Origin of the sequence: Streptomyces sp. AHA2, from assembly GCF_036857595.1 — a bacterium.
In the GTDB taxonomy this organism is placed as follows: Bacteria; Actinomycetota; Actinomycetes; order Streptomycetales; family Streptomycetaceae; genus Streptomyces.
In genome coordinates this window covers 241,825-264,707 of record NZ_JAUQWJ010000008.1, presented here as the reverse complement: position 1 = coordinate 264,707, position 22,883 = coordinate 241,825, and the positions used below count along the sequence as shown (strand labels likewise).

The following is a 22,883-nucleotide window of genomic DNA, read 5'->3' as shown; positions in this document are numbered from 1 at the left end:
GGGAGGTGGTGTGCACGTCCCGCCCCCGGGCGTCGGGCAGGGGTCAGAGGCCGGTCGGAGGCGGCGGCGGTGCCGACCCGCTCGACGCGGCGTCCTGTGAGCCGGAGGACGGGGGTGCGCCCTGTGGAGGCGGTGTCGTTGTCGGCGGAGTGGTCTGCCATCCGCCGCCCTGGCCGGACGCGGCATTTGCGCCGGATCCGCCGGGTCCGGGGCTGCCTCCCACCTGGCCGCTGGTGTCGTCGGACACGCTGGTCGGCGCGGGCTGGACGGCTTTCTCCAGGCCGGACTTGACGGCATCGCCGCCGGGCGAGCCTCCCGTACCACCGCCCTGCGAACCGTCCTTGCCTTCGCCGCCGGTCGGGTCGGTGGCGATGTCGCCGGGGAATCCGCCGCCGTCGGGGCCTTGCGGTGCGGCACTCCCCATGGCGGCAGCGCCACCTGCTCCGGCTGCGGCGCCACCGGTTCCGGCGGTGGCTGCGGCTGCGGCGGCCTTGCGGGCGGCCTTCTCGGCGTGGGCCTTGGCGATCTGGGCCCCGGCGCCACCGGCACGGTGGATGGACTCGCCGTCGGTGCCGTCGGCCGCCCAGTGCACGAATTTGAAGACGGCGTACGGGCACAGCAGCACCAGGACCATGATCACGATGCCGGACATGACGTCGGCGAGCGCGGCGATGCCGTCATTGGCTTCGGTCTTGCCCATGGCGGCGATACCGAGGACGAAGATGACGGTCATCAGGAGCTTTGAGACGACGAGGGTGGCGGTGGCTTCGATCCAGCCCTTGCGCCAGCGCCGGGCGACTTCCCAGCCGCCGCCGGCGGAGGCGAAGACCGCGAGGGTGACCATGACGAGGATGCCGACCTTGCGGACCATCATCACGCACCAGTAGAGGAAGGCGCCGATGGCGGCGCCGAGCCCGGTGACGACCGGGACGAGCCAACCGAGACCGGACAGCGCCCCGATTTGGCTGACCTTCACCACGCGGCGCACGGCCGATTCGATGTTCAGGTGTGCGGCTTTGAACAGGCCGTCGCTGACGGCGTCCACGACCTCGATGGCGACTGTGGTCAGGGCGATGGCGCAGAAGGCGAACAGGACTCCGGACGCGGTGCCCGTGAATGCTTGGGTAAGGGCTTGCCCGTCGCGTCTGATGGCGGCCCGGACCAGTTGCGCGCAGAAGGTGGCGACCAGCAGGACCAGGCCCAGCGGCAACAGCATTTCGTAGTTGTCGCGGAACCACCCGGCGTTCAGATCGACCTTGGTGGTGGTGTTGACGGCTTCGGCGGCCAGGTCGGCTGCGGCGGCTGCCAGTTCACCGGCGGACTTCGCCATCCAGTCACCGATGGCTTTGCCCGGGTCCGAGGCGAAGTCCACCGCGTCGCCGACGGCGCACAGTTTGTCCGCCAGGGGGAAATCACAGAAACCCACGAGGAGTTACTCCTCCTTTCGTGTCTCAGGCGCGGGTCACTGCGTGACGCTCGGTGCGATGGCGGCCAGGGTGCAGTCGTGGTTCGGGCGGCACTGGACGGCCAGGGTCACGGCGCGTTCCTCGGCTCCGCCGCCGCCCTTCTTCCAGCTGAGGGTCTGCTTGCCGTTGACGGTGACGACGTAGATGTACGCTTCGGTGATCGCGGACGGATCCTCGGCCAGCGCCTGTTTGAACGCGCCGGGGTAGTGGCCTTCGGTGATGTGGGCGGTGGCGTGCTGGTCCTGGTCGGCCATCCGTGACCACAGCACGGGGTCGGGGACCTGGCCTGCGACCGAGGTCCAGTCGGCGTACTTGGTCTCGGTGGTCATCCAGGCGCGCATGCCGGCGAGTTGCTGGTCGCGGCTGGTGTCGCGGGTGTCGTAGGACCAGAGCATCTGGGCCGCTGCCTTGGCGTAGGCGACCGGCTCGGCGATCTGCGGCGGCTTGGGCACCGACCCGGACCCGGAGGAAGGCTTGGGAGCAGCCTCGGAGTGGGACGGGCCGCCCGTGGGAGCCGGTGGCGCGGCATCGGGAGTCTGCTGGCTGTTGCCACCGCCGGTCAGCAGGGCAACGACCCCGGCAAGGGCAAGTAGAACGGCGACAACGGTGGCGCCGATCGCGATGCGCTGGTTCGTCGACCAGCCCGAGCCGTACGAGGACAGCGAAGAGGAGGGGAAGCGTTTCCGCATCAGTGGACCTGCGATCCCAGGCCGGAGAAGAAGGCCACGATGCCGTTCGCGGCACCCAGACCGAGGGCGGCGCCGGCGGCGACGACGGCGCCCTTCTTCCCGTTGGCCTCGGCCTGGTGTCCACCGGTGTGGTGGCCCCAGGCCCATACGCCTAGCGAGACGGCGAGGGCGCCGACGACGGCGATGATCCCGAACATGTTGATGCTGTTGACCACGTTCTTCAGCACGGCGAGGCCAGGCAGCCCGCCGCCTTTGGGCGTGATTCCTGGGTCGTAGGCGAGCTGGATGACGCGGTCTGAGAGAGGGACGGACATAGGTGGTGCGAGGCTCCTTGCATACGCGGGCCCGGCGAGGCCCAACGGGAAGGTGAAAGCGGAGGGAGAGGTGAGCGAAGGGCACGGAAGTGGCCGCGTCAGCCCGGCCCGGCCCGGGCTGGCACCGGGCGGGGCGGCGTCAGAGGACGCGGCGGACGGCGAGAATGTCCCAGTCCTTGATCGGGGTGATCCGCACCGGCTTGGTGGTGCGCGGCGCCTCGATCACGAGGCCCTCGCCCATGTACATGCCGACGTGCTCAGGCCGTGCGGCGGTACCGCGGCTGAAGATCAGGTCGCCGGGCTTGAGGTGAGCGGGCGAGACAGCCTTGCCTTCGTTGACCTGCGTGTATGTGGTGCGGGTGAGCGTGATGCCAGCATGGGCGTACGCCTGCTGCATCAGGCTGGAGCAGTCGCAGCGGCCCATGGGGTCGGGGCCGTGCGCGTTGGTGCAGGATCCGCCCCACTGGTAGAGCGTGCCGAGCTGGTGCATCGCCCACTCGATGGCCTTACGGGCCTTCGGGTCGGCGTCCTTGGGGATCGAGTAGCCCTTGGGGACGCTCCCTTCGGGGATGCGGCCGAAGCCGGAACCGTCCTGGCCCGGCGCGCAGCCGGTCGTACTGGTCGACGGCTTCTCGTCCTTGTCATCCGTGGCATCCCCGGCGCCGGGGAAGGTCTTGACGATGGCGGCCTGCAGCGCGGTGGCCAGGTTCTCCCACTGCGCGTACGCGTCCGGCAGGCCGGATTTCTGCACGGCTTGCGCGGCCTGGGTGACGGTCATCTGCTGCCAGCCGTCCACCTTGAGCAGGTGCTTGTAGAACTGCTCGCTCGCGTAGGTTGGGTCGCGGATCTGCTGGGCGCTGCCCCACCCCTGGGACGGACGCTGCTGGAAGAGACCGAGGGAGTCGCGGTCCCCGTAGCCCAGGTTGCGCAGCCGGCTCTCCTGCATCGCCGTGGCGAGCGCGATGATCTGTCCCTTCTTGGGGACGTCGAGCGAGAGGCCGGCGGCCACGATCGTCGCCGCGTTGGGGACCTGCTCGGCGGGCAGGTCCAGGCCCTCAATGTCAACGTCCTTGCCGGACGCGCCGTCGAGGATCTTGGTGACCTGCTCGGCGACCTTGTCGCTGTCGATGTCGGTCAGGCAGTTGCTGAAGGAGCTGCTGCTCTGTACGGCTTCGGCGGAGGAGGCGAGCATCATGCCGGTGCCGGCGAGCAGGATCGGGGAGAGGAAGACGACGCCGATGCCGGCGGCGAGTGCCTTCAACCCGAGCGGACCGCTCGCCGGTCAGCGGGTTCGGGCATGGATGGGTGGTCAGACGTCATGAACGAGTCCTTCGGGATGTGGTGTCCGGCGTGTCGCGTGCGCGAGGCGTGGTGGAAGGGCGCGGCAGCCGGGGTGGGCGATCGGAGGCGGGCCGGTGCGGGGGAGTTGCCGCTCGCTCCGCGCGGCCGTGCTGTGAGCTAGGTGTGCCGGGGCAGGGGTATCTCCATGAGGTGTGGCGAGGATGTAGCCAGCGGCGGTGTGCGCCGGGCGGTTCAAAAACAGTAGGTGCGGATCGGCGGTTGACCAAAAAGCTCGGCGTGAGGTGCCGGAAACCGGTACATCGGTAAGGGTTTCTTGGTCGTCGGCGGATTCGCCTCTACAGTTTTTTGACTCCCCCTCGCCCTCCTCGGTCTGCGGCCACGGGCTTCTGCATGCCCGCTTTCGGCCCGCGAGGACTCCTGTGTGAGGCGGGGTTTCCCTCCGCGATTTCCGCACCCGAATAGGGGTTCCTCTTTGCCTTTTTCTCTGCACCAGGGCGACGCTCTGGCCGTTCTCTCCGGCCTACCGGACGGCTGCGTCGACTCCGTCATCACCGACCCGCCGTACAACAGCGGCGGCCGGACCGCGAAGGAGCGCACCACCCGCTCCGCGAAGCAGAAGTACACCTCCGCCGATTCCAAGAACGACCTTGCCGACTTCACCGGCGAGAACATGGACCAGCGCTCCTACGGATTCTGGCTGACGCAGATCATGACCGAAGCGCACCGGCTGACGAAGACCGGCGGGACCGCGCTGCTGTTCACCGACTGGCGCCAGCTCCCCACGACGACGGACGCGATCCAGGCGGCCGGGTGGCTGTGGCGGGGTGTGCTGGCCTGGCACAAGCCGCAGGCCAGGCCCCAGAAGGGCCGGTTCACCCAGAACTGCGAATTCATCGTCTGGGCGTCCAAGGGGCCGATCGACGGCTCCCGGAACCCGGTCTACCTGCCGGGTATGTACTCGGCTTCGCAGCCCTCGGGGTCCAAGCGCCAGCACATCACGCAGAAGCCGGTCGAGGTGATGCGCGAGCTGGTCAAGATCAGCCCCGAAGGCGGCACGGTCCTCGACTTCTGCGCCGGCTCCGGCTCCACGGGCGTCGCCGCCCTGCTGGAAGGCCGGGACTTCATCGGCGTGGAGAAGACCGAGCACTACGCGTCGATCGCGGCCGACCGGCTCACCGAGACGATCCGCGCCACCCTCACCAAGGACGACGTGGTTCTCGCAACCTGAGCCGCGTCCTCTCCTGCCGCCAAGGCAACCGGCTCCCTGCTGAGCCGCCGGCGGAGCACCGCCGGAGCGGACGTGCAATTTCACTGCCCGGTCCGTGCAAGGACGCCTTCGCCTTTCTCCCAACCCGTGTCTCGTAGGAGGCTGAACTTTCAATGTCTGAATCCGCAAGGCCGTCTGACGATGGGGAGTTGGAGCCGGTTCGTATTCCGGATCCGCAGTTGGAGGGAATCGAGGCGAGCGTGCGGCGGCTCATGGAGCAGTCGGCGCAACAGGCTCAGCAGCTCGACCACCTCGCATCCGCGCCGGCGCCGAGCGGGTCACCGTTTGCCGCGTTCGGCATGCCGGGGTTCGGCGGGCCTCCGGCCGCCGCTCCGCCGGAGCCCCGCCCGATCCTGGAACTCGACGGGGAGGAACGGGAAGACGAACTCGACGCCCTCTCGGACTGGGTCGACGACTTCTTCCTCCCGGTCTACGGAGCGGAGGTCACCACCGCGGCACCTTGGTGCCCGCAGTGGCAGGAACACGACGATGTCGTGGCATGGCTCCACGCCCTGTGGCTCGCCTACCAGCAGCATAAGGACCCCGAAGCCGGGCTCTCCGGGCTGTTCGTGTGGCACCGGGACTTCCTCACCCACGCCGTCGCCGCGATCCGCGCGCCGGGCGGACCGCTGTCGGCCTGCATGACCTCCCCCGACCGGCCCGCGCACCGTCTCCTGCCCGGCCCGCCGCCGTCCGTGCGCACCGAGACGGCGGCCACGGCGGATGGCGTCGGCACTGCCGAGCCGGGCGAGCCGACGCCATGAGCGCGGGAGCGGGACAGCCCGCGTTTGCCCTGAGCTTCGACCCTCGCGCGCTGACCGATCTCCTCCAGGCCCCCAGCGATATCCGTGACCTCACCCTTGCCTACCTGCAGGAAGTCGTGAACGCGCGGCGCTTCGGACAGCGCCTCGACGGTGACCTGGAGGGGTTCCGGAAGCTGTTCGTGGACCGCCGCAAGGACTGGCGCGTCGTCTACGGCGTCCGCCCGGCGCCTGCGGAATCCGCCCACCCAAAGGAGATCCACGTCGTCGCGATCCGGCCGCGTGCGGGCAACGACGTCTATGACGAGGTCGGCCGCCGCCTTGGGATGACCCGCCGGCCGCTGAGCGCTCGGACGCACGCGGCTCGGTCGCGTTCCCCGCAGCTGACCACCCGTGCTCCCGCGCCCCGGCCCGGTCCGCCGCCTGCCGCACTGCCGGGCCTGCCCCGTCCCGCACCCAACCCCGCGCACCATCCCACCCGCTGAACGCACGGAGCGCCGCCCATGCCCCCTCAACCCGCGGCGACACCCACCCGGCGTGCGGTCACGCAGCTCGACCACCGCCTCGAAGCGGTCACCGGCCACGACATCGACACCCTGTGGACCTACCGCGACCGCGGCGCCCTCGACGAGCCACACACCCAGCTGGTCGACCGGCACCGCACCCTGGCCAACGCCCAGATCGGCGTCAACTTTTACCTCAAGCTGCTCAACCGGCTCACGAGCGGTGAGTTCCCTGTCGACGGTGCCCTCTTCGTACGAATCGACCGCACCGTGGACCAGCTGGAGGAAGCCGCCAACGCGCGCGACGCCACCGCCCAAGAGGTGCTCGCCGCCCTGGAGCCCATCGAGGCCGCCGCCGCAGCATCGACGCCCGACGAAGGACGACTCTCGACCGACGACCGGGCGGCACTGCTCGCCATTGCCGGCGGTGCCAAGCCTCACGAACACCTGCTGACAGGCCGACTGTCTGTGACCGCCTCCTCCGGCACCCGCATCCCCTATCCCCAGATGCAGCAGCTGGAACGCGTCGGCCTGATCGTCCGGGACACCAGCCACCCTGCGCACGCCGGCCAGCCCGTCTCCCTCACCGACGCCGGACGAGCCGCACTGCTGGACGCCCGCCGGACTCCTGCAACGCATGCGCCGACGAGCCCGGCTCGGCCCGGGGCCCCGCCGTCCACTCCAGCGAAGCGGCGCTGAACTGCACCGATCCACCGAAAGGCTCTTGTTGTCCCCCACCGAACCGGCGCCGGCCCGGAAGACCATCCCCCACGTCGACTTCGAGCTGGACGACCTCGACTCCGACGAGGAGAGGTACCTCGACTTCTATCGCAAGGTCGCTGTCCACGAGGACATGCTCGTCCCCCTCGCCGAACACCACGACGGCCCGAACAGCTACTACGTGCTGTTCGACCGCACCGCCACCTGGGGACGCCCCGGCATGCCCCAGGTGCTCGCCGTGCATCTGCAACGGGACCACGAAAAAGGCATGTTCAGCTTCGAGCACGCTCAGCTGCCGCTGTCTGCGATGGCGCAGTCCTGGCTCATCCACCGCGGCTGCCCGCCCGACGCCATCGGCCTCCACCCCGAACTGGGCCCGCCACCGGCGGACGAGGCCACGCGAGCACTGGAGCGTCGCCTCGTCGGCGACGGCGACCACTACGCCATGGGCTACTCCTACACCAGCGACGACCCGGACGACATGGTCATCGTCCTGGTACTGCGTGCACAGGACGAGCAAGTCCCCAGCCCGTTCCGCGTGGTGGTCGAGGAGGTCGATACCGAGACGTGGACGCACACCCTGCGGGAGGGCGGCTTCGACACGGCCGGTGAGGCCCTGCAGTGGTGCGACGACCGCCTCACCGGCAAGGCCGGGCCGCTCCCGCCGATCCGCCCGGCAGCCACCCCCAGCCGCCCGGCAGGTGTAGCGAAGGCCCCTGCCCCACACCCGCCCGGCCGCTCTCGCTGAGCGCTGGTCCAGTCGCGGCCGGCGCAACATAGCCGACGATCGCCGGTTAGCCAAACCGCCGATTCTCCGGACTCTTATACAGCCGCCGGGACAACTCCCGCGGCACTTTCCCCGCATTCCCTGTGCCTTCACGGAGGTTTCTTCCGCATGCGCTCCACCCGAATCGCCATATCCGCGGCGATGCTCGGCACGCTCGCGCTGCCGGCGCTGTCCGCCACGCCCGCCAGCGCCGCGACCGTACCCACCGCAGCAACCGCCACCCCTGCCGTGAGCTGCCACAACCTGCCGCCGCTCCCGTACGCGGTGCACACCAAGGCCGTGACCATCCGGTCCAAGGCCAGCTCGAAGTCCACCGCGCTCGGTGTGCTCTACAAGAGCCACAAGTTCAGCGTGTCCAAGAAGAGCGGCAACTGGCTCTACATCACGGACAAGACGACCGGCGTCAAGGGCTGGGTCTCCGGCACCTACGTCTACCGCGACGTCCGCATGTGTCTGGACTGACTGACCGGATCCAGCACGTCCCGCCCAGCGGCGGGGGCACCGGTACGGCCGCCCCTCACATTCCGCAGGCACCGGCCCATCCAGAACAGGAGATCCCTTTTGACCGACGGCATATCCGATGAGTCTGCGGATGTCGTGGGCGTGCTCACCGAACGGATCGAGGCCCGCTTCGACATGGGCATGGACCAGTTGAAGGCCGCGGTCGCCGCCGCTCCGACCGCGAACCCCGACGCCACCGACGTCGTCAAGTGGCACGGCCTTCTCGTCGAGGCCCAGTCCGTGCTGGAGCGCGCAGAGGACGACCTCCTCGCCGCCCTTGAGACCCAGCCCAGCGAGGTCGACGACCCGACGATGGGCCTCGCCCATCGGGTGAACGCCGCCGTCACCACCCGCGACGGCCGGGCCATGGTCGTGCGGTGGCTCCTCGACCCGGACGCCCCGGGAAAGAAGGACCTCGCCGCAGAGCGCCTGGCCCGCCTCCGGCCCCGAAGCGGCCCGGCGGTGCAGACCAGCGCCCCCAACCGGCCGGCAGGGACACTCGCACCGGCGTCGGCGTGGCGGCCGGCGAGGTCCGCCCGATGAGCCGGGACAAGGCCAGCACCATGGACACCGACCTGCAGAAGGTCTTCGGGAACCCGGTACCCGAGCTGTACGAGGCTGCTGCCGGCCACGATGCCTCGCCTGCGCTCGCCCGTGCTCTGGAGCTGCGCTCGTTCCTGGCGCTCACCGAGGAGCAGGTCGCCCGCGTCCGTGACCGCGTCCACGCCGACATGGATCCCGAGCGGGACATGGGCGAACTGTCGGCGGACAAGCTCCGCTTCGACGCGCAGTGGCTGGAAGCGGCACTGGAGGCCCGCGACGGCTACCGCGCAGCCCTCGGCGAGCTGCTGCGCACCATGCCCCCGCCTGCAAAGCAAACCCGGCCCGCTCGCACGGCACAGCTCAGGGCCACCGCCACCCTGCCTCCGTCTGCCGCCCCGGCACCTCAGCGTGCCGGGGCGGCCCGGGCCCGCCGACCGTGAAAGCCCTCGATTGCCCCACCTCACGTCTACCGACATAGCCGACCGGATCGAGGACCTGTACGGCGCACCGCTCGCCGACCTCGAAGCCCATGCACAGGAACAGCCACCCGGCATGCTGTCCGCCCTGCTCGGCATGCACGGCGCCCTCGCCCTGGCCGAGCGCAGCATCGACTTCCACCGCGACCAGCTGGCCCGGCTCGTCCACCCCGAGGGGCAGATCGGCCCGCACGAGGTGTCCCACCTCCTCGACGGCACCCGCCGGCTCGCCGAAGCCGTCGCCGTCCGCGAGGCCCAGGCCACATCGGTCGCAGCCGTCCTGCAGAGCCTGGCCCGCGTCCCGGCCCCGACGTCTGCCTCTCCGACTCCCGCGCCGCCTGCTCCGGCCGCGCCCCTTATGGCGCAGAGCGCGGCGCACAGCCGCTGACCCGACCCCCAGGCGATTACCCCTTCTTTCACCCAGGAGTTCCTCCCTTGGCCATCACCGCTCTGCCCCCCGATGCCGACGCCGACATCGCCCGGGTCACCGAGGCCCTCGCCATGATCACCCCGCGCTGGAACGTGAGGATCCTGCTGGCCCTCTCCGGCCCGCCGCTGCGCTACAGCGAGTTGGCGGCCAAGGTGTCCTGGCTGCAGAACGGCCAGCTCCACCCCAAGTTGAAGTCGTTGTGCGACGCCGGTCTCGTCGAGCGCACCGAACACACCGCACGGCACGTCACCTACGGCCACACCGAGCGAGCCACTGCCCTGCTGCCGATCCTGCCGATGATCGTCACCTGGGCCGAAGAGCACCTGGAGAAGGCGGAGCGCCCGCTGGCCGCGATCGAGCAGATCGAGGACAGCCTCACCCTGCTCACCCGGCGCCATGCTGCCGCCATCCTGTGGGTGCTCAAGTCGCGTAAGGAGGTCAGTGGCCGGGTTCTGGCCCGGATCGTGATGCCCAGCAGCGACTGGACCAACATCTATCCGCCGTTGCGCCAGCTCGTTGCCGACGGTCTGGCCGATACCGAGGGAAACGGCCGGCCCTACCGGCTGTCCGCCGCCGGCGACGCCCTGGGCCCCGTCCTCGGCACGCTGTCCGCCTGGTCCGCCGGGCAACCCCTCGACCAGGCAGCCAGCCACCCCGTCTGGGGGCAGCCGCAGGCCAAGAGCACGCCGAGGCCGTGGGTCAGCAGCCCGTCACGGCCGGCGCCCGTGGCGCTTCCACCTGCTCGGGCGGTTGGGTCGTCCCCGGTGTGGCACCACCGCGACCTCTTCTCGCACGCTGCCACCGGCCGCCCGACGGCAGCCATCCCGGCGGGAGGCCCGCGCCGATGAGCACTTCCTTCCTCCCTGCCGAAGCGCGCCAGGTCATCGACCTGCTGGCCTCACGCTCCTTGATCCGTCTGGTCACCGAGATCGACGACAACGGCGCCATACCGCCGCGACGGCTCGCCGGCACCCTGCCCGACCTTTCCGCGCACCAACTGCGCAGTGCATCCGACACGGCCCGTGCCCACGGCCTCGTCCGGGTCGCGCCCGGCGCCGGTCTGGAACTCACGGACTCCGGGATGGAACTGGCCGACTTGTACGACGCGCTAGCCCGGTGGGCGCGGCGTCACTCGGCCCCCGCCGCCGTCTGCGAGTTCAGCAGCCGCATCCGGCACGTTCTCGGCCTGCTGGCACCCTCACTCACCCCCGGGAACGCCGACCGCCCCGCACCCCTGCCCGACGCGCACCCGATCAGCGCGGAGGCTGAGGCGGACCTAGCGCGCGTCCGCACGCACCTGATCCAGTGGCTGGCCGGCAACCCCCAGGTGACCAGGGCCGAGCCCGAGCGGGCCGCGTGAGCGCAGCGGTCACACCCCGGCACGCACGCCACACGGCCGGGCTGATGAGCAGCATTTACCTGCCGCGCACGGCGGACGCGTTGGCATTCGCGATGTCCACCTACGGCATCCCGTTGCTCGTTCTGGCCACGACTGGATCCGCCGTACTGACAGGGGCCGCCTTCGCCCTGGAGTCGATCCCGCGCCTGGCAGCGTTCGGGTGGGCCGGGTCGATCGTCGACCGACGCGGCGCCTCGGTGGTCTTCCACCTCGCCTCCCTGGGACGGGCGCTGGCTCTCGCCGCCGGCGCTGTCCTGCTGTACCTCTACCCGTCCGGTGCTGCGGCGAGCGTGACGGTGATGGTGCTGGCGGCGGCGACCGGTGTGCTCACTGAGTTCAGCTACATCGCCGTCGAGACTGCAGGTGCCGCCGCCGGCCGCCGAGCGGGACCTCGGGCTCACCGTGTCCAGGCTGCCCTGCTCGGCATCGACCAGACGGCGACCTTGGCCGGACCGGCGCTCGCCGGCGTGCTGCTGCTCGCCGGGCCGCCGTCGATGCTCGCGGCGGTCACCGTGCTCTCGCTGCTTGCCGCGCTGCTCGCCCTGCGCACACCGCCCTCACCCGTGGCCCCGGCCCGCGCGCCGAAGGGGCGGCCCGGCGCCGGGCTCGTCACCGGGTGGCGCACCATCCGCGCGCTCCCCGCGCTCGGCTGGTTGGTGGCCGGGCTGACCCTGTCCAACCTGTCTATCGGCCTTCTCCAGGCAGCCGGTCCGGTGATCGTCGTCCAGCACTTCGGGCAGTCCACCACGGCCGTCGGCCTGGTGTGGTCCGCCGCAGCGGCGGCCACTTTGGTGGCCGTCACCGTCTGTCGGTTCGCGTTGGACCGCCTGGGCCTGTGGCCGGTGGGAGTCGCCTGCTCCGTCATCGCTTCGCTCGCCTGTCTCGCAGCCGCCCTGGCCCCCGACTACCTGTCCTACCTGGTCATGGTCGCGGTCCTGATGGCAGCCGATGGCGGCTTGGCGGTCGTTCTGCGCACCCTGCGCTCCCGCCTGATCCCCCCGGAGGCATTCGGCAGCACCCTGTCGGCCACCATCCTCATCCTCCTGCTGCCCTTCCCCCTCGCCGGCGTGCTCACCGCGCTCACCCCGCCCGACGCGCTGGGCCACGTCATCACCGCCTGTGCCGCCCTGCAAACCCTCGGCCTGTTCTGCGCCTTCGCCCGCCTGCGCACCGACCCTGCCCTGCGCGCCTGACCCGGCTGTCCCGCCCGTGGAGGACCCCTATGACCATCGCCGCCCTCGGGTCGCACCGAGCGACCGGCCGCACCATCACCGAGCAGTTCCACGCCTTCGACGCCCGCAACCCGCACGTGTACCGATCCCTCGAACGCATGGCCGCCCGCCGCCTGGCCGCCGGCGCCACCCGGATCAGCCTCAAGGACCTCTTCGAAGACCTGCGACGCCAACTCCCGTACGGCGTCGCCGGGCTGAACAACAACTTCACCGCTCTCTACGCCCGTCGCCTCATCGACGACCACCCCCACTGGTCCCACGCGTTCGGGCTGCGCCGGCGCCGCGCCGCCTGAGACACCCCCTTTTCCCTGCCCTGCCGTCCCTTGATACGGAGAATTCCCTCTTGCCCGCTCGCCCTGTTGTACTTGTCGTCGCTCCCGGAGATGAGAACTACCGCGGCTACTGCCTTGAGCAGGTCGCCGACGCCTACAGAGTCGTGCTGCTCATCGGCACCGAACCCTCGTGGGAGAAGCCGCACATCACCGATCACGCCGTCGTGGACCTCAGCGATCCTGCCGCGCTGTTGGCGGGGGGTCGGGCCCTGGCCGCACGCCACGACCTCGCCGGTGTCATGACCTGGGACGAGTGGAGTGTGGTCCCGACCGCCCGACTCGCCCGCCAGCTCGGCTTGTCCACCACCGCGCCCGAAGTGATGCAGGGGTGCCGCAACAAGGCCACCGCTCGGTCGCTGTTCGCCCGCCACGGCGTGCCCTCGGCCGCTTCGGTGAGCGTGCGTACCCGGCAGGAGGCCGAAGCCGCCGCCGACCGGATCGGCTATCCCGTGGTGCTGAAGCCTGCCTCACACGCGGGTGCCATCGGCGTGCTCCGCGTCGATGACCGCGACCAGCTCACGGCCGCCTACCGGGCGGCCGAACGGACGGCCGGTCAGGGCACCGAGAGCACCAGCGTCCTCGTCGAGGAGTTCCTCGACGGGCCGGAGATCTCCGTGGAGTGTGTCACCTACCGCGGCGCCACCACGGTGGTGGCGGTCAACCGCAAGACCATCAGCCCTCCGCCGCGCTTCGAGCAGCTGGCCCACAGTGTGGACGCCGACGACCCGCTCCGGGAGACCGTCGCGCCGGCCGCCCGGGCGGCGATCAACGCCCTCGGCATCACCGACGGCGTCAGCCACATAGAGATGCGCCTCGTCGACGGCAGGCCCCGCCTCATCGAGGTCAACGCTCGCCTGGCCGGAGACATGATCGGCCACCTCGTGCGTCTCGCCACCGGCATCGACCTGGTCCGTGCCGCCGCCGACATCGCCTGCGACCGCACCCCCGACCTCACGCCCACCAGGTCCTCGGCCGCCGCCATCCGGCTCCTCTATCCGGACACCTCCGGCACCCTCACCCACCTCACCTACGACGGGCCCCGCCCGACGTGGCTGGACCGGCTGCACTACCAGTGCCGCCCCGGTGACCAGCTCCTCCTCCCCGCCGACGGAGGAAACCTGTACACCGGCCGGATCGGCTACCTCATCACCACCGCCACCACCGGCCAGCAGGCGCGTGCACGCGCCGACCAGGCTGCTCGTGCCGTCACCGCGGTCCTCGACCGGACCTCCGGCCCCCGTAGCGCTGCGGCGTGAGCGCGGTGTCTGCGGCTGACCGGCATAGCCGGGCATTGCTGACCGGCTATTTCCTCGGCCTGGGGGCCATCATGGCGGTGTGGGGCGCCCGGATGCCCGCCGTGCAGCAGGCTGCCCACCTCGGCACCGCAGGGCTGGCCCTGGTCCTGCTGGCCGCCGCCGTCGGCATGGTCGCTGGACTGCAGCTCGGAGGCCGCTACGCCCGGCCGGCGCGGCTACCAGCCCAGCTCACCAGTGGGTCCATCGCCCTGGCCGGGTGCCTCGTCCTCGTGGGGCAAGGCGAGAATCTGTCCGCGTTGCTGCTGGCGGCTCTCGCGTTCGGTCTCGCGCACGGCGTCCTCGATGTGGCCGCCAACACTGCGGCCGTCCGCTGCCAGAACGCCTTCGGCCGGCCCATCATGTCTGGTCTTCACGCCGCATACTCCCTCGGCGCCCTCGCCGGCGCCGCCCTGGCCGCCCTCACCGCCCAGGCCCCGCACAGCACACTCTTCACCGCAACAGGCGCCCTCCTGGCCGGGGCCGCTGTCGCAGCGGTGCCGGTCACCCGAAGCCTGAGCGGCGCAGAGCGACCCGCAATGCGCGCTGGCGCCGGGAAGCTGCCCCTGCTTTCGTCGCCGGGGAAGCTCTGGCTTCTGGCCGCGCTGGCCGCTGCGAGCCTGCTGGGCGAGGGAGCCGCCGCTGACTGGGCCGCCGTGCACCTGCACACCCTGGGCGCCCCGACGGCCGCGAGCGCCACCGCGTTCGCGCTGTACAGCGCGGCCATGGCGGCCGGACGGCTGACCGGTGACCGGCTCACCGCTGCCTTCGGTGCCCCGACAGTCGTACGGGCCGGAGCCCTTCTCGCCACGGCCGGACTCACCATCGGCGTCATCGGGAACAGCACCCCACTGGCGCTGACGGGCTGGGCGGTCTTCGGACTCGGCCTGTCCACCACCGTCCCCTCGCTCATCACCGCGGCCGGTGCCGGAGGCGCCAAGGCCGTGGCCACGGTCACCGCCACCGGCTACCTCGGCCTCCTCGCCGGCCCGGCCCTCATCGGAGCCCTGGCCAGCGCCACCACCCTGCCCACGGCCCTGCTGCTGCCCGCCCTCCTCGCAGCCGCCGTCGCCGCCCTCGCCCACCGCGCCCTGGAGAACACCACCCCTTGACACCCACCACTGCCCACGCGGGCCTGGCCGCCGTCATCCTCGACTACAACGGCGTCATCGGCCTGCAACCCACCACCGACCAGTGGCTCCGCCTGGCCCGCACCGCCCTGTGGCCCGAGGACGACCTCCCCGCCTTCCAGAACGCCTTCTGGAACGCCCGCACCGCCTACGACGCAGGTCACCTCAGCGACCTCGCGTACTGGGCCACGGTCCTCGGCCACCACCCCGGTGCCCGCAGGCTGCGTGGACTCCGCGACGCCGATACCGACATGTGGACGTCCATCGACGATCACGTCATCGATGTTCTCCACCAGGCCCACGAGTCCGGGCTGCCGCTGGTCTTGCTGTCGAACGCACCCCGCCACCTCAGCGATGTCCTCGACCGCCGCCCGTGGCGCCGCCTGATGACCCACGCCTTCTACTCGGCCCGGCTCCAGGTCTGCAAACCCGACCCGGCCGCCTACCAGCACGCGATGAACGCCACCGGTGCCGCCGACCCCGACCGCGTCCTCTTCGTGGACGACCGGGCCGACAACTGCCATGCAGCCCGCCACCTGGGCCTGCGCACCCTGCACTACACCGGCCACCCCACCGACCTCGCAGCCGCCCTGCAGCCCCCGAACTGACCCGCTTCCTCCCCCCCCCAGGATTCAGTGCCCCACGACGACCACGACACCATCGACGGCGACGTCTACGTCTCCCCACGCCACCTGGCCCGCTCCACCGCGGTCAGCGACCCCGGCCTCGACCCGCTGCGCGACCTCGGCTGGGATCTGCACCACGACCACCTCGGCAACGCCTACCTCACGGCCCCCGACGGCAAGGTCCGCCTCGGCTACCTCCCCGAAGGCGACGACGACGGCCTGTGGCGCATCAACGCCTACAAGGACGCCTTCGGCCCACCGGCCTGGGGCGTCTGCTTCAACGACAGCGCGCCCACGGAGTTCGTCACTGCCTTCACCACCGCCCTCGCCGAGGCGTACCGGCAGGGCCCAGACCGCTACCTTGCCCGCCCGCTTGCCGGAAGCACCGACCGTGACCCGTTCCAGGCCGTTGACCCGCTCATCAACCGAGGCTGGTGCTTCGACCGCCCGGATCTGAGGACCTTCGCCATCACCTCACCCGACGGGCTCGCCACGCTGGAATACACCACCGGCGACCTCGACCCGGCGATCGAGCTGGAAACCCGCGACGCGCGCTGGCACCTGTGGGCCGGCACCTCCTCAGCTCGGCCCTACTGGTACGCCACGGCCAGCACCGACACCCCCGCAGCCCTTCTGCGAGCTGTGACCGAGGCCGTGGCCGACCCCGCACCCCTGCCTCGATGGCGGGACGACACTTCCAGCTACGTCAAGGACCACGCCCAGACTTCCCCGATCCACCCGCCCTCTCCGCCGACGCCCACCCCGCTCGACGTCCGGCGGGCCGCAGCGTCCCGCCGCCCGGCCGCGCTTCCCGCGGCCAGCGTTCCGCGCTGGAGCACCACCAGCCGACATGCCCTGCCCGGCCAACGCCGCTGACTCCACTCAACTCCGACCGGAGACCCTCGTGTTCCTGCAGGCTCCCGAGTTCTTCACCGAGCTGTGCCTTCCTTTCCACGAGCACGCCGTCGTGGGCAACACCTACTACGCCGCCCCCGTGCCGGGCACGCCGCTGCGTTTGCGGATTGACTTCACCCGCACCATCCACGCGGACACCTACGGCGGGCTGCGTGTCGCAGTCGTCCACCCGGAACGCGGGGAGATCGACGCGGTGGCACTCAGCTTCGTGGACCACGGAACCTTCCACCGCCGCGACGAAGCCACCAACACCCCTCCGAACACCAAGCAGTACGGCACCTTCGGCACCTACCACCGCCCCGGCCGCCCCCCGTGGGACGGAGCCGTCACCACCGGGCTGCGCGACGCCATCGAGCAGTACACGGCCGTCTGGTTCCCCGGCGCCTGGGCTGCCTCCGCGCCCAAGCGTGCGGCCGGCCCCACGCCGCGCAGCACTCCAGCTCCGCCGACCGTCCCCGCCGGGGCCCGCACCCGCTGAGCCTCGTCCCGATCCCCGCGCCACCTACTCAGCAGGAGCATCTCCTCGTGTTGCCCGACCCACCACGCGACCCCTTCAACAATCTCGACCCTGCCCAGACCGTGAGAGTTCTCCCGCGTCACCTCGCCGGTCCCGGCCAGGCAGACCTGGAGACGATCTGGGCCTTCCCCTTCGACGACGGATGGCACCTTCACCAGGGACTCGAAGGGATGGTGTTCGCCATCAGCCCCTGCGCCCGGCTGTGGACCCGCTTCGCTCCCAAGCCCGAGGAGCGAGGCGCAGACACGTGGACCATCGGCATGGACCGTGCCCCCTTCGGCCCGCGGGCCTGGGAGATCACCTTCGACGCCACCACCCCCGCCGAACTCCTGCGCGACGTCCACACCGAACTGCTCGACCTGTACCTCGAAGACCGCCACAGCGACAAGAACCACCTGGTCGAGGATCCGACGGCCCCGCACGAGGTGTACACGCCGCTCCTCACCCACGGCTGGAGCCACAGCGTCAAAACGGACGGTACGCAGACCTTTCTGCCACCAGAGGGCCTTGGCGGTGTGCGTCACAGGTACGCCACCACTGGGTCCGACGGTCCGGTCTGGCGGGCCTGGGGCGGATACCCGAGCGAGCCGCACTGGCAGGCCCAGTTCTCTGCCGGCGCGCCCACCACCCTCGCTGCGGCTTTCACCGCCTCGCTGATCTCCACCGAACCGCTGCATCGGGCCGTGAAGCAGATCCCGTTCCACACTCGTCGTCACCTCTACGTCGCACCGGCTGCAACCCCGCAGCCGCCCAGCCATCTGCCGCCCGCTCTGCCGTCCGCACCCCACCCCGCCGGCCGCGCCCGCTGACCTCCCCCGACCGATCAAGGAGTCCCCTTCCTCGTGCACGCACATCTCGTCCGATCCGCCGCCGCCATCGCCGTCGCCGCGGCCGGCACCCTCACCTGGGCACCGGCCGCGAGTGCCGAGCCCACCGAACCGACCCCCTCAGCCTCCGCCGCCGCCGAGACTCCGGCCGCGGACGCGGGCAGCGTCGAGATCACCACCAGGGACACAGTCGGAGACGCCCTGCCCGGCGCAGTGTTCCTGCTGCTCGACTCCGCCGGCCAGGAAGCCGGACACGGGAAGACCGACGCACAGGGAAAGCTGACCTTCTCCGACCTCGCGCCCGGCGTCTACCGGCTCAAGGAGACGGCCTCCGGCAGCCCGCTGCACGAGGTCGTCGCCGACCAGGACGTCATCGTCACCCCGGGCGCGACCACCCGGCTGACGATCACCGATCCGTTCAAGGCCGCCAAGGTCCTCCTGCAGGCCAAGGACGACAAGACCGGCAAGCTCCTGCCCGGCGCGACCGTGAACATCGGCACCGGCAGCTCGACGCTGCTCACTCTGACCACGGGAGCTAAGGGCACGGCCTCCAAAGAGCTGCCCATGTCGAGCCGGAAGGCCCAGTTCTGGGTCAAAGAGATCAAAGCCCCTGCCGGCTACGACCTGTACAAGCCCACCAAGACGTTCACCGCTGGTCCCGGCGACCCGGTAACCGTGACCGTCACCAACGCCAAGACCACCACGACCCCGAAGCCCGAACCCTCGGGTAAGCCCACGCACACGCCCACCGACACCCCCTCCTCCAGCCCAGGCAAGCCGAACAGCGGTACGGACAGGGCCACGCCGTCCGCGTCGGATAGCGACACACCGGAAACCGACACTTCCGCCATCGCCGCCACCCCGGTCGGCGACTCCACACCGAAGACGCCGACGGGCTCTCTCGCTCACACCGGTGCTGACGCCACGCTGTGGCTGATCGGCGGCGCGGCCGTTCTGATCGCGGCCGGTGGAGGCGCCCTCGCCGTGGCACGCCGCAGTCGCACCGACAGCCACACAGAAGACAACACCGGGAGCTGACCGCACCCACCCTTCTTCACTACACGGAGCCCCCGCAGCCCCAGCTGGACACGCTGTTCGCGACCGCCAACAGCGTCCTCCTGGATGTGGGGGCCTCGGTGTTTGTGAACCGCCCCTCTATAATCGAATGTGTGAGCGATGCTCCGTCCCGTCTGGAACTGCTGCAGTTCACGCGCCGCGTGGTCGAGCAGCAGGCGCGGGCGAGCCTTCGGCAGCTAGACCGGTGGATCGCGGACGAGGAGCGTCGCGAGGCCGAGCGACGGCAGGCCGAGGAGCGGCGACTGCCGCCCCCGGAGTGGCTGATCGAGCGGGGCCTTGACCGGAGCAGCCTGGTGGCGGCGCACACGGGGGACTGCTGGGACCCGGGTAAGCGCCAGATGCCGGCGACGCGGGAGCAGGCACGCGACGCGATACGTCAGCAGGTTCCGGCGTGCTCGAAGTGTCGGCCGGACACGCGGCTGGGCCTGCTGGAGTAGTCCGGCGCGCGGGCGGTCCGGGCGGCGTTTGAGGGTGGCGGGGTGGAGTTCCCTGTCGACGTCGCCCTGGCCGAGCTGGTGCCGCAACTGCCGACCGGGCCGCGCTGGTGGTATGAAGTGAAGCTCGACGGTCACCGGACAGTTTTGTGGCGGCTGGCTGAGACGGTTCGACTTCAAGCGCGGTCGGGTCGGGACGTGACGACGCCCTGGATGGATCTTGCCGTGGCGGGGATGGCCCTGCCGCCTGGTGTCGTCCTGGACGGCGAGGCAGTCGTCGTGGTTGACGGGCAGGTGTCGTTCGAGGCCGCTCAGGCTCGGGCGGCTTCCTCGCCTGCACGGTCGCGGGAGCTGGCGGCGCGGCACCCTGCGCTGCTCATCGTGTGGGACGTTTTGTCGTTGCCCACCGGGGACGTGAGGGGGCGTCCGTATGAGGAGCGGCGCGCCTTGATGCTGGACATGGTGGCCGGGCTGCCGGAGGGGTCGCCAATTCAGGCAGTGTCGGCGACGGAAGACGTGGAGGTCGCCCGGGTTTGGTACGAGACGCTGACCGGCTCCGGTGTGGAGGGGGTGGTGGCGAAGTCGGGGCGGTCGCCGTACCGGGCGGGTCGGTCGTCGTCGTGGAAGAAGGTCAGACACGCGGAGACGATCGACGCGGAGGTGGTGGGGTTCACGGGGGCGGCGGGTCGGCCGCAGGCGCTGGCGGTGCGGTTGCCTGACGGCCGTGTTGCATTGTCTCAGCGGCTCGGGGCGCAGCTGGCCGCGCAGGTCGCGGCGGCGCTGGTGGCCGTTGCTCCGGCCGCGCGAGGTCGGGCGGCTGGGGGCGAGTCGTTCACGGCGGCGGAGTCCGGACTGCTCGTCGAGGTGCTGGCGGGGACGACGAGGCATGCCGTGGTCACCGTGACGCGCGTGCGGTGAGCTGCCGCGGACGAATCGGGAGGAATAGCTGGCCTGCAACTCGGCGAAGGACCGCGGGTCCCAGCGCACGAACTCCTCGCTTCGGCGTGGGTGTGGGCACGCCACCTCTGAGCTGGGGCTCCGTTATCCACGAACGCGCGGACACCTCGTTACGCTGCGGCCGTGACCGAGCCCTCCCCGCTGCCAGGCGACCCCTCCGAGCTACACCTGCGCATCTCCTACGACGACGGACTCTGGGACACTCCCCAGGCGGACACGCTGGAGTGCTGGAACGTGGCCGTCCTGCACCGCCGACGCGCTCATGGTGAACATCACGGGCCGGTCAGCTCCAGCGGGTGTACGACTGCTGATTGCTCCTCGTGCACGGTCGAGGACGTAGTCGTCGGCTCCATGACGTTCTACCGGGTGCACCTCGACCGGGGCCGCAACGCCTACTGGGCCATGGAGGAGGAGTCGGAGGAACTGTACGAGACCGCGCAGGTCCTCCTTGATCCCGAGACGGGTTCTTTCACCGACGAAGTCAGCGAACAGTTGGAGTACGTCGGCTCAGCGCTGCTCGTCATGAATCGCGTGACGCTGGATCCGCCATGGCGCGGGCACGGCCTGGCGGCCGTGCTTGCCTGCGAGGTGATCACCCGGCTCATGGCCGGCTGCCGGGCCGTAGCCTGTTCGCCCGGCATCACCGATCTCAGCAGCCATCGGCTGACGGCCAGAGCCGAGTGGGACCGCGTGAACGCCAAAATCGCCCAGGGGTGGGAGAGCCTGGGTTTCCGTCCCTACCGGGACAATGTCTATCTTCCGGTTCCCGCCTCGCAGGATCTTGAGGAGCAGCGCGGCGCATTGCGCAGGCATCTTGCCGAACTCGGTGGTTCCTGGCGGGCGGGCGCTTCCTGACCAGCCCGCCAGCGCGTGAGGCGAGCTGCCTGCTAACCCAGCGCCCCTCTCGATCCGCGGGCAGCCGCGACGGCTGGCATCCGCTCAGTGGGTAAACGCGTGGTCGCAGCCCGCAGGATTAGTCGGCTGCTGGAACATGAGAACCAGAAGTCGACCTAATGGGAACTTGTGTTTCGCGGGTGACGATTTCGAGGAACTCGGTGACGGACTCGGGCCGCATGGCGGGGTCTTCTCTCGTGGCGGTCTCTGCGACCGCACGCCATGCGCCGCTCTCCGGTAGGAGGGGAATATTCGCGCGGGGGCGCTTTCCTGTGATTGCCCACCCGACGAATTGGCCCAGGCTGTATATGTCGGCCTGCGGCCCTGCGCTGTGAGCGTCGTCTTCCAGTTCGGGGGCGGCAAACCCAGCCGATCCCAAAGCTACACCCATCCTCGTCCTCTGAGGGTCGGTCGTCATCCCTCGGGGACGCCTAACAATGCCCCAGTCAGCAACCACCCACCGGCCGTCCAGCAGAAGAATGTTGGCCGGTTTGATGTCACGGTGCACATAGCCTTTTTCGTGTGCTACCTCAAGGACCGAACATACGGATTGCAGGAGAAGGGCCAGCGCGTCGTCGTTCCGTAGGTCATCACGGTAGTCCAGGGCCGTTCCCTGCGCATACGGCATGACGAACCAGCTATGATCTGGCGCGTGGTCCAGAATGGGCATGGCATGAGGATGACCGCTCAGGAACAGTCCGACTTCAATCTCCCGCCTCATTCTGGCGACGCGGCGCTCTAGCGGTGTGCGGAGCTTCTTCAGGGCTACCACGGATCCCGTGGACTTGTCTCTCGCCCTGAAAACCTGAGCTTGGCCGCCATCTATAGGGATGGGAACGCACGCGTAATTTTTGCGCACGCCAGCCATATGACGGGCAGTGAAGTTCGGCTTCTTGTCGTACTCTGAATGCTCGGAGCAGACTTTCAGGAAGGCCATAAGTGCCAACTTGCATTCCTGCGGGTCTTGCCGATCGAGAAGTCTCAGCGCCTTATCGACCCTGTCGAAATGCGTCCCCTTTTCCGCTTCAGGTCGGGGTATCTCGTCCCAATGGTCGCAGCGGAAAAAGGGCTGGTTGTTGAAAGGTTCCCTTCCTGCGGTGTGCAGGTCGAAACCGAGTTCCACGGAAGCGGGTACAAGTACGCGGTGGCATAGGGTTCGAGCCGAATAGGATCGAGCATTGTGTGTCTGCTGCTTGATAGAGCGAGGGTCAACGGTCTCGTCGAGTGTTCGAGCGAGGAGTGCGGTACCCAGTGCGGGGGTGTAAGTGCGTGGCGCTTCTTCCTGGCGCAGTGAGCGCGAAAGGTGCAGCCACGCCTCTGGTAGCGAAGTTGCTTCCATCGCTTGCCTAAACGCCTCGTCCAATGTCTGGCGGGCGATATGCGGGTCGAACCTGACTGCCATCTTTTCCCCCGGGTCGATCAGTCCTAATCCTGCAAGCGTTGGGTTCGCCGCTACCGAATCCCGCGGGCCATGTTATCCATCTGCCAGCAT

Annotated in this window: 28 protein-coding genes; 23 read left to right on the top strand and 5 right to left on the bottom strand. The window is 70.0% G+C overall.

Annotated features, from left to right (window positions below; translation table 11 throughout):
- Positions 1 to 43 precede the first annotated feature (43 nt).
- From Q5694_RS19025 to Q5694_RS19010, 4 genes are all read right to left on the bottom strand, one after another.
- The gene (locus Q5694_RS19025) at positions 44 to 1,426 is read right to left on the bottom strand and encodes an SCO6881 family protein (protein WP_136236449.1); all 1,383 of its coding nucleotides are present in this window, start codon (positions 1,424 to 1,426) and stop codon (positions 44 to 46) included.
- Positions 1,427 to 1,462: 36 nt separating this feature from the next.
- Positions 1,463 to 2,155, bottom strand: coding sequence for a hypothetical protein (locus Q5694_RS19020; RefSeq protein ID WP_061441573.1), 693 nt, complete (start codon positions 2,153 to 2,155; stop codon positions 1,463 to 1,465).
- Entirely contained in the window at positions 2,155 to 2,469 is a 315-nt protein-coding gene (locus tag Q5694_RS19015) for a DUF6112 family protein (RefSeq protein WP_193458575.1), read from the bottom strand. The genes Q5694_RS19020 and Q5694_RS19015 overlap by 1 nt, the downstream gene beginning before the upstream one ends.
- A 139-nt stretch (positions 2,470 to 2,608) precedes the next feature.
- Entirely contained in the window at positions 2,609 to 3,730 is a 1,122-nt protein-coding gene (locus Q5694_RS19010; RefSeq protein WP_333934332.1) for a C40 family peptidase, read from the bottom strand.
- Between the two features lie 513 nt (positions 3,731 to 4,243).
- Here Q5694_RS19010 and Q5694_RS19005 point away from each other — a divergent pair.
- The 23 genes from Q5694_RS19005 (at position 4,244) to Q5694_RS18895 (ending at position 21,352) form a co-directional block, all read left to right on the top strand.
- Complete coding sequence (locus Q5694_RS19005; protein WP_193458573.1) at positions 4,244 to 4,999, top strand: DNA-methyltransferase; 756 nt, start codon at positions 4,244 to 4,246, stop codon at positions 4,997 to 4,999.
- Positions 5,000 to 5,250: 251 nt separating this feature from the next.
- Positions 5,251 to 5,802 (top strand): DUF4913 domain-containing protein, encoded by a 552-nt coding sequence (locus tag Q5694_RS19000; RefSeq protein ID WP_333934419.1) that lies wholly within the window; start codon positions 5,251 to 5,253, stop codon positions 5,800 to 5,802.
- On the top strand, positions 5,799 to 6,284 hold the full coding sequence (locus Q5694_RS18995; protein ID WP_333934331.1) for a hypothetical protein: 486 nt from the start codon (positions 5,799 to 5,801) through the stop codon (positions 6,282 to 6,284). The genes Q5694_RS19000 and Q5694_RS18995 overlap by 4 nt, the downstream gene beginning before the upstream one ends.
- Positions 6,285 to 6,302: 18 nt before the next feature.
- A complete protein-coding gene (locus Q5694_RS18990; protein WP_333934330.1) occupies positions 6,303 to 7,001 on the top strand; it encodes a hypothetical protein in 699 nt (232 codons plus the stop codon).
- A 25-nt stretch (positions 7,002 to 7,026) separates the two neighbouring features.
- Positions 7,027 to 7,770 (top strand): hypothetical protein, encoded by a 744-nt coding sequence (locus tag Q5694_RS18985; RefSeq protein ID WP_333934329.1) that lies wholly within the window; start codon positions 7,027 to 7,029, stop codon positions 7,768 to 7,770.
- Positions 7,771 to 7,950: 180 nt separating this feature from the next.
- Positions 7,951 to 8,271 (top strand): SH3 domain-containing protein, encoded by a 321-nt coding sequence (locus Q5694_RS18980; protein WP_179342577.1) that lies wholly within the window; start codon positions 7,951 to 7,953, stop codon positions 8,269 to 8,271.
- Positions 8,272 to 8,370: 99 nt separating this feature from the next.
- Positions 8,371 to 8,853, top strand: coding sequence for a hypothetical protein (locus Q5694_RS18975; RefSeq protein ID WP_127433479.1), 483 nt, complete (start codon positions 8,371 to 8,373; stop codon positions 8,851 to 8,853).
- A complete protein-coding gene (locus tag Q5694_RS18970) occupies positions 8,850 to 9,293 on the top strand; it encodes a hypothetical protein (RefSeq protein WP_127433478.1) in 444 nt (147 codons plus the stop codon). Before Q5694_RS18975 ends, Q5694_RS18970 begins: the two co-directional genes overlap by 4 nt.
- 10 nt (positions 9,294 to 9,303) lie before the next feature.
- Positions 9,304 to 9,717, top strand: a complete 414-nt coding sequence (locus tag Q5694_RS18965; protein ID WP_333934327.1) for a hypothetical protein — start codon at positions 9,304 to 9,306, stop codon at positions 9,715 to 9,717.
- Between the two features lie 47 nt (positions 9,718 to 9,764).
- Positions 9,765 to 10,607: a winged helix-turn-helix transcriptional regulator gene (locus tag Q5694_RS18960; protein ID WP_127436007.1), complete on the top strand. Its 843-nt coding sequence runs from the start codon at positions 9,765 to 9,767 to the stop codon at positions 10,605 to 10,607.
- Complete coding sequence (locus Q5694_RS18955) at positions 10,604 to 11,119, top strand: regulator (protein WP_333934326.1); 516 nt, start codon at positions 10,604 to 10,606, stop codon at positions 11,117 to 11,119. Before Q5694_RS18960 ends, Q5694_RS18955 begins: the two co-directional genes overlap by 4 nt.
- Before the next feature lie 44 nt (positions 11,120 to 11,163).
- Positions 11,164 to 12,351: an MFS transporter gene (locus Q5694_RS18950; RefSeq protein ID WP_443040898.1), complete on the top strand. Its 1,188-nt coding sequence runs from the start codon at positions 11,164 to 11,166 to the stop codon at positions 12,349 to 12,351.
- Positions 12,352 to 12,380: 29 nt separating this feature from the next.
- The gene (locus Q5694_RS18945) at positions 12,381 to 12,683 is read left to right on the top strand and encodes a hypothetical protein (protein ID WP_333934324.1); all 303 of its coding nucleotides are present in this window, start codon (positions 12,381 to 12,383) and stop codon (positions 12,681 to 12,683) included.
- A gap of 50 nt (positions 12,684 to 12,733) precedes the next feature.
- Positions 12,734 to 13,978, top strand: coding sequence for an ATP-grasp domain-containing protein (locus tag Q5694_RS18940; RefSeq protein ID WP_333934322.1), 1,245 nt, complete (start codon positions 12,734 to 12,736; stop codon positions 13,976 to 13,978).
- Positions 13,975 to 15,126: an MFS transporter gene (locus Q5694_RS18935; protein WP_333934321.1), complete on the top strand. Its 1,152-nt coding sequence runs from the start codon at positions 13,975 to 13,977 to the stop codon at positions 15,124 to 15,126. Before Q5694_RS18940 ends, Q5694_RS18935 begins: the two co-directional genes overlap by 4 nt.
- On the top strand, positions 15,123 to 15,752 hold the full coding sequence (locus tag Q5694_RS18930; RefSeq protein WP_333934320.1) for an HAD family hydrolase: 630 nt from the start codon (positions 15,123 to 15,125) through the stop codon (positions 15,750 to 15,752). The genes Q5694_RS18935 and Q5694_RS18930 overlap by 4 nt, the downstream gene beginning before the upstream one ends.
- Positions 15,753 to 15,779: 27 nt before the next feature.
- Positions 15,780 to 16,646 carry a DUF317 domain-containing protein gene (locus Q5694_RS18925; protein WP_333934319.1) on the top strand — a complete coding sequence of 289 codons (867 nt, stop codon included), beginning with the start codon at positions 15,780 to 15,782 and terminating at the stop codon, positions 16,644 to 16,646.
- Positions 16,647 to 16,674: 28 nt separating this feature from the next.
- On the top strand, positions 16,675 to 17,163 hold the full coding sequence (locus Q5694_RS18920) for a hypothetical protein (protein WP_061441558.1): 489 nt from the start codon (positions 16,675 to 16,677) through the stop codon (positions 17,161 to 17,163).
- Between the two features lie 101 nt (positions 17,164 to 17,264).
- The gene (locus Q5694_RS18915; RefSeq protein WP_333934318.1) at positions 17,265 to 18,011 is read left to right on the top strand and encodes a DUF317 domain-containing protein; all 747 of its coding nucleotides are present in this window, start codon (positions 17,265 to 17,267) and stop codon (positions 18,009 to 18,011) included.
- Between the two features lie 33 nt (positions 18,012 to 18,044).
- On the top strand, positions 18,045 to 19,067 hold the full coding sequence (locus tag Q5694_RS18910) for an MSCRAMM family protein (RefSeq protein ID WP_333934317.1): 1,023 nt from the start codon (positions 18,045 to 18,047) through the stop codon (positions 19,065 to 19,067).
- Positions 19,068 to 19,198: 131 nt separating this feature from the next.
- Complete coding sequence (locus Q5694_RS18905) at positions 19,199 to 19,543, top strand: DUF6233 domain-containing protein (RefSeq protein WP_333934316.1); 345 nt, start codon at positions 19,199 to 19,201, stop codon at positions 19,541 to 19,543.
- A 42-nt stretch (positions 19,544 to 19,585) separates the two neighbouring features.
- A complete protein-coding gene (locus Q5694_RS18900) occupies positions 19,586 to 20,458 on the top strand; it encodes an ATP-dependent DNA ligase (RefSeq protein WP_333934315.1) in 873 nt (290 codons plus the stop codon).
- 162 nt (positions 20,459 to 20,620) lie between these two features.
- On the top strand, positions 20,621 to 21,352 hold the full coding sequence (locus Q5694_RS18895; protein WP_333934314.1) for a hypothetical protein: 732 nt from the start codon (positions 20,621 to 20,623) through the stop codon (positions 21,350 to 21,352).
- 118 nt (positions 21,353 to 21,470) lie between these two features.
- Here the strand turns inward: Q5694_RS18895 and Q5694_RS18890 are convergent, their stop codons facing one another.
- Complete coding sequence (locus Q5694_RS18890; RefSeq protein WP_333934313.1) at positions 21,471 to 22,793, bottom strand: restriction endonuclease, SacI family; 1,323 nt, start codon at positions 22,791 to 22,793, stop codon at positions 21,471 to 21,473.
- Positions 22,794 to 22,883: the final 90 nt, after the last annotated feature.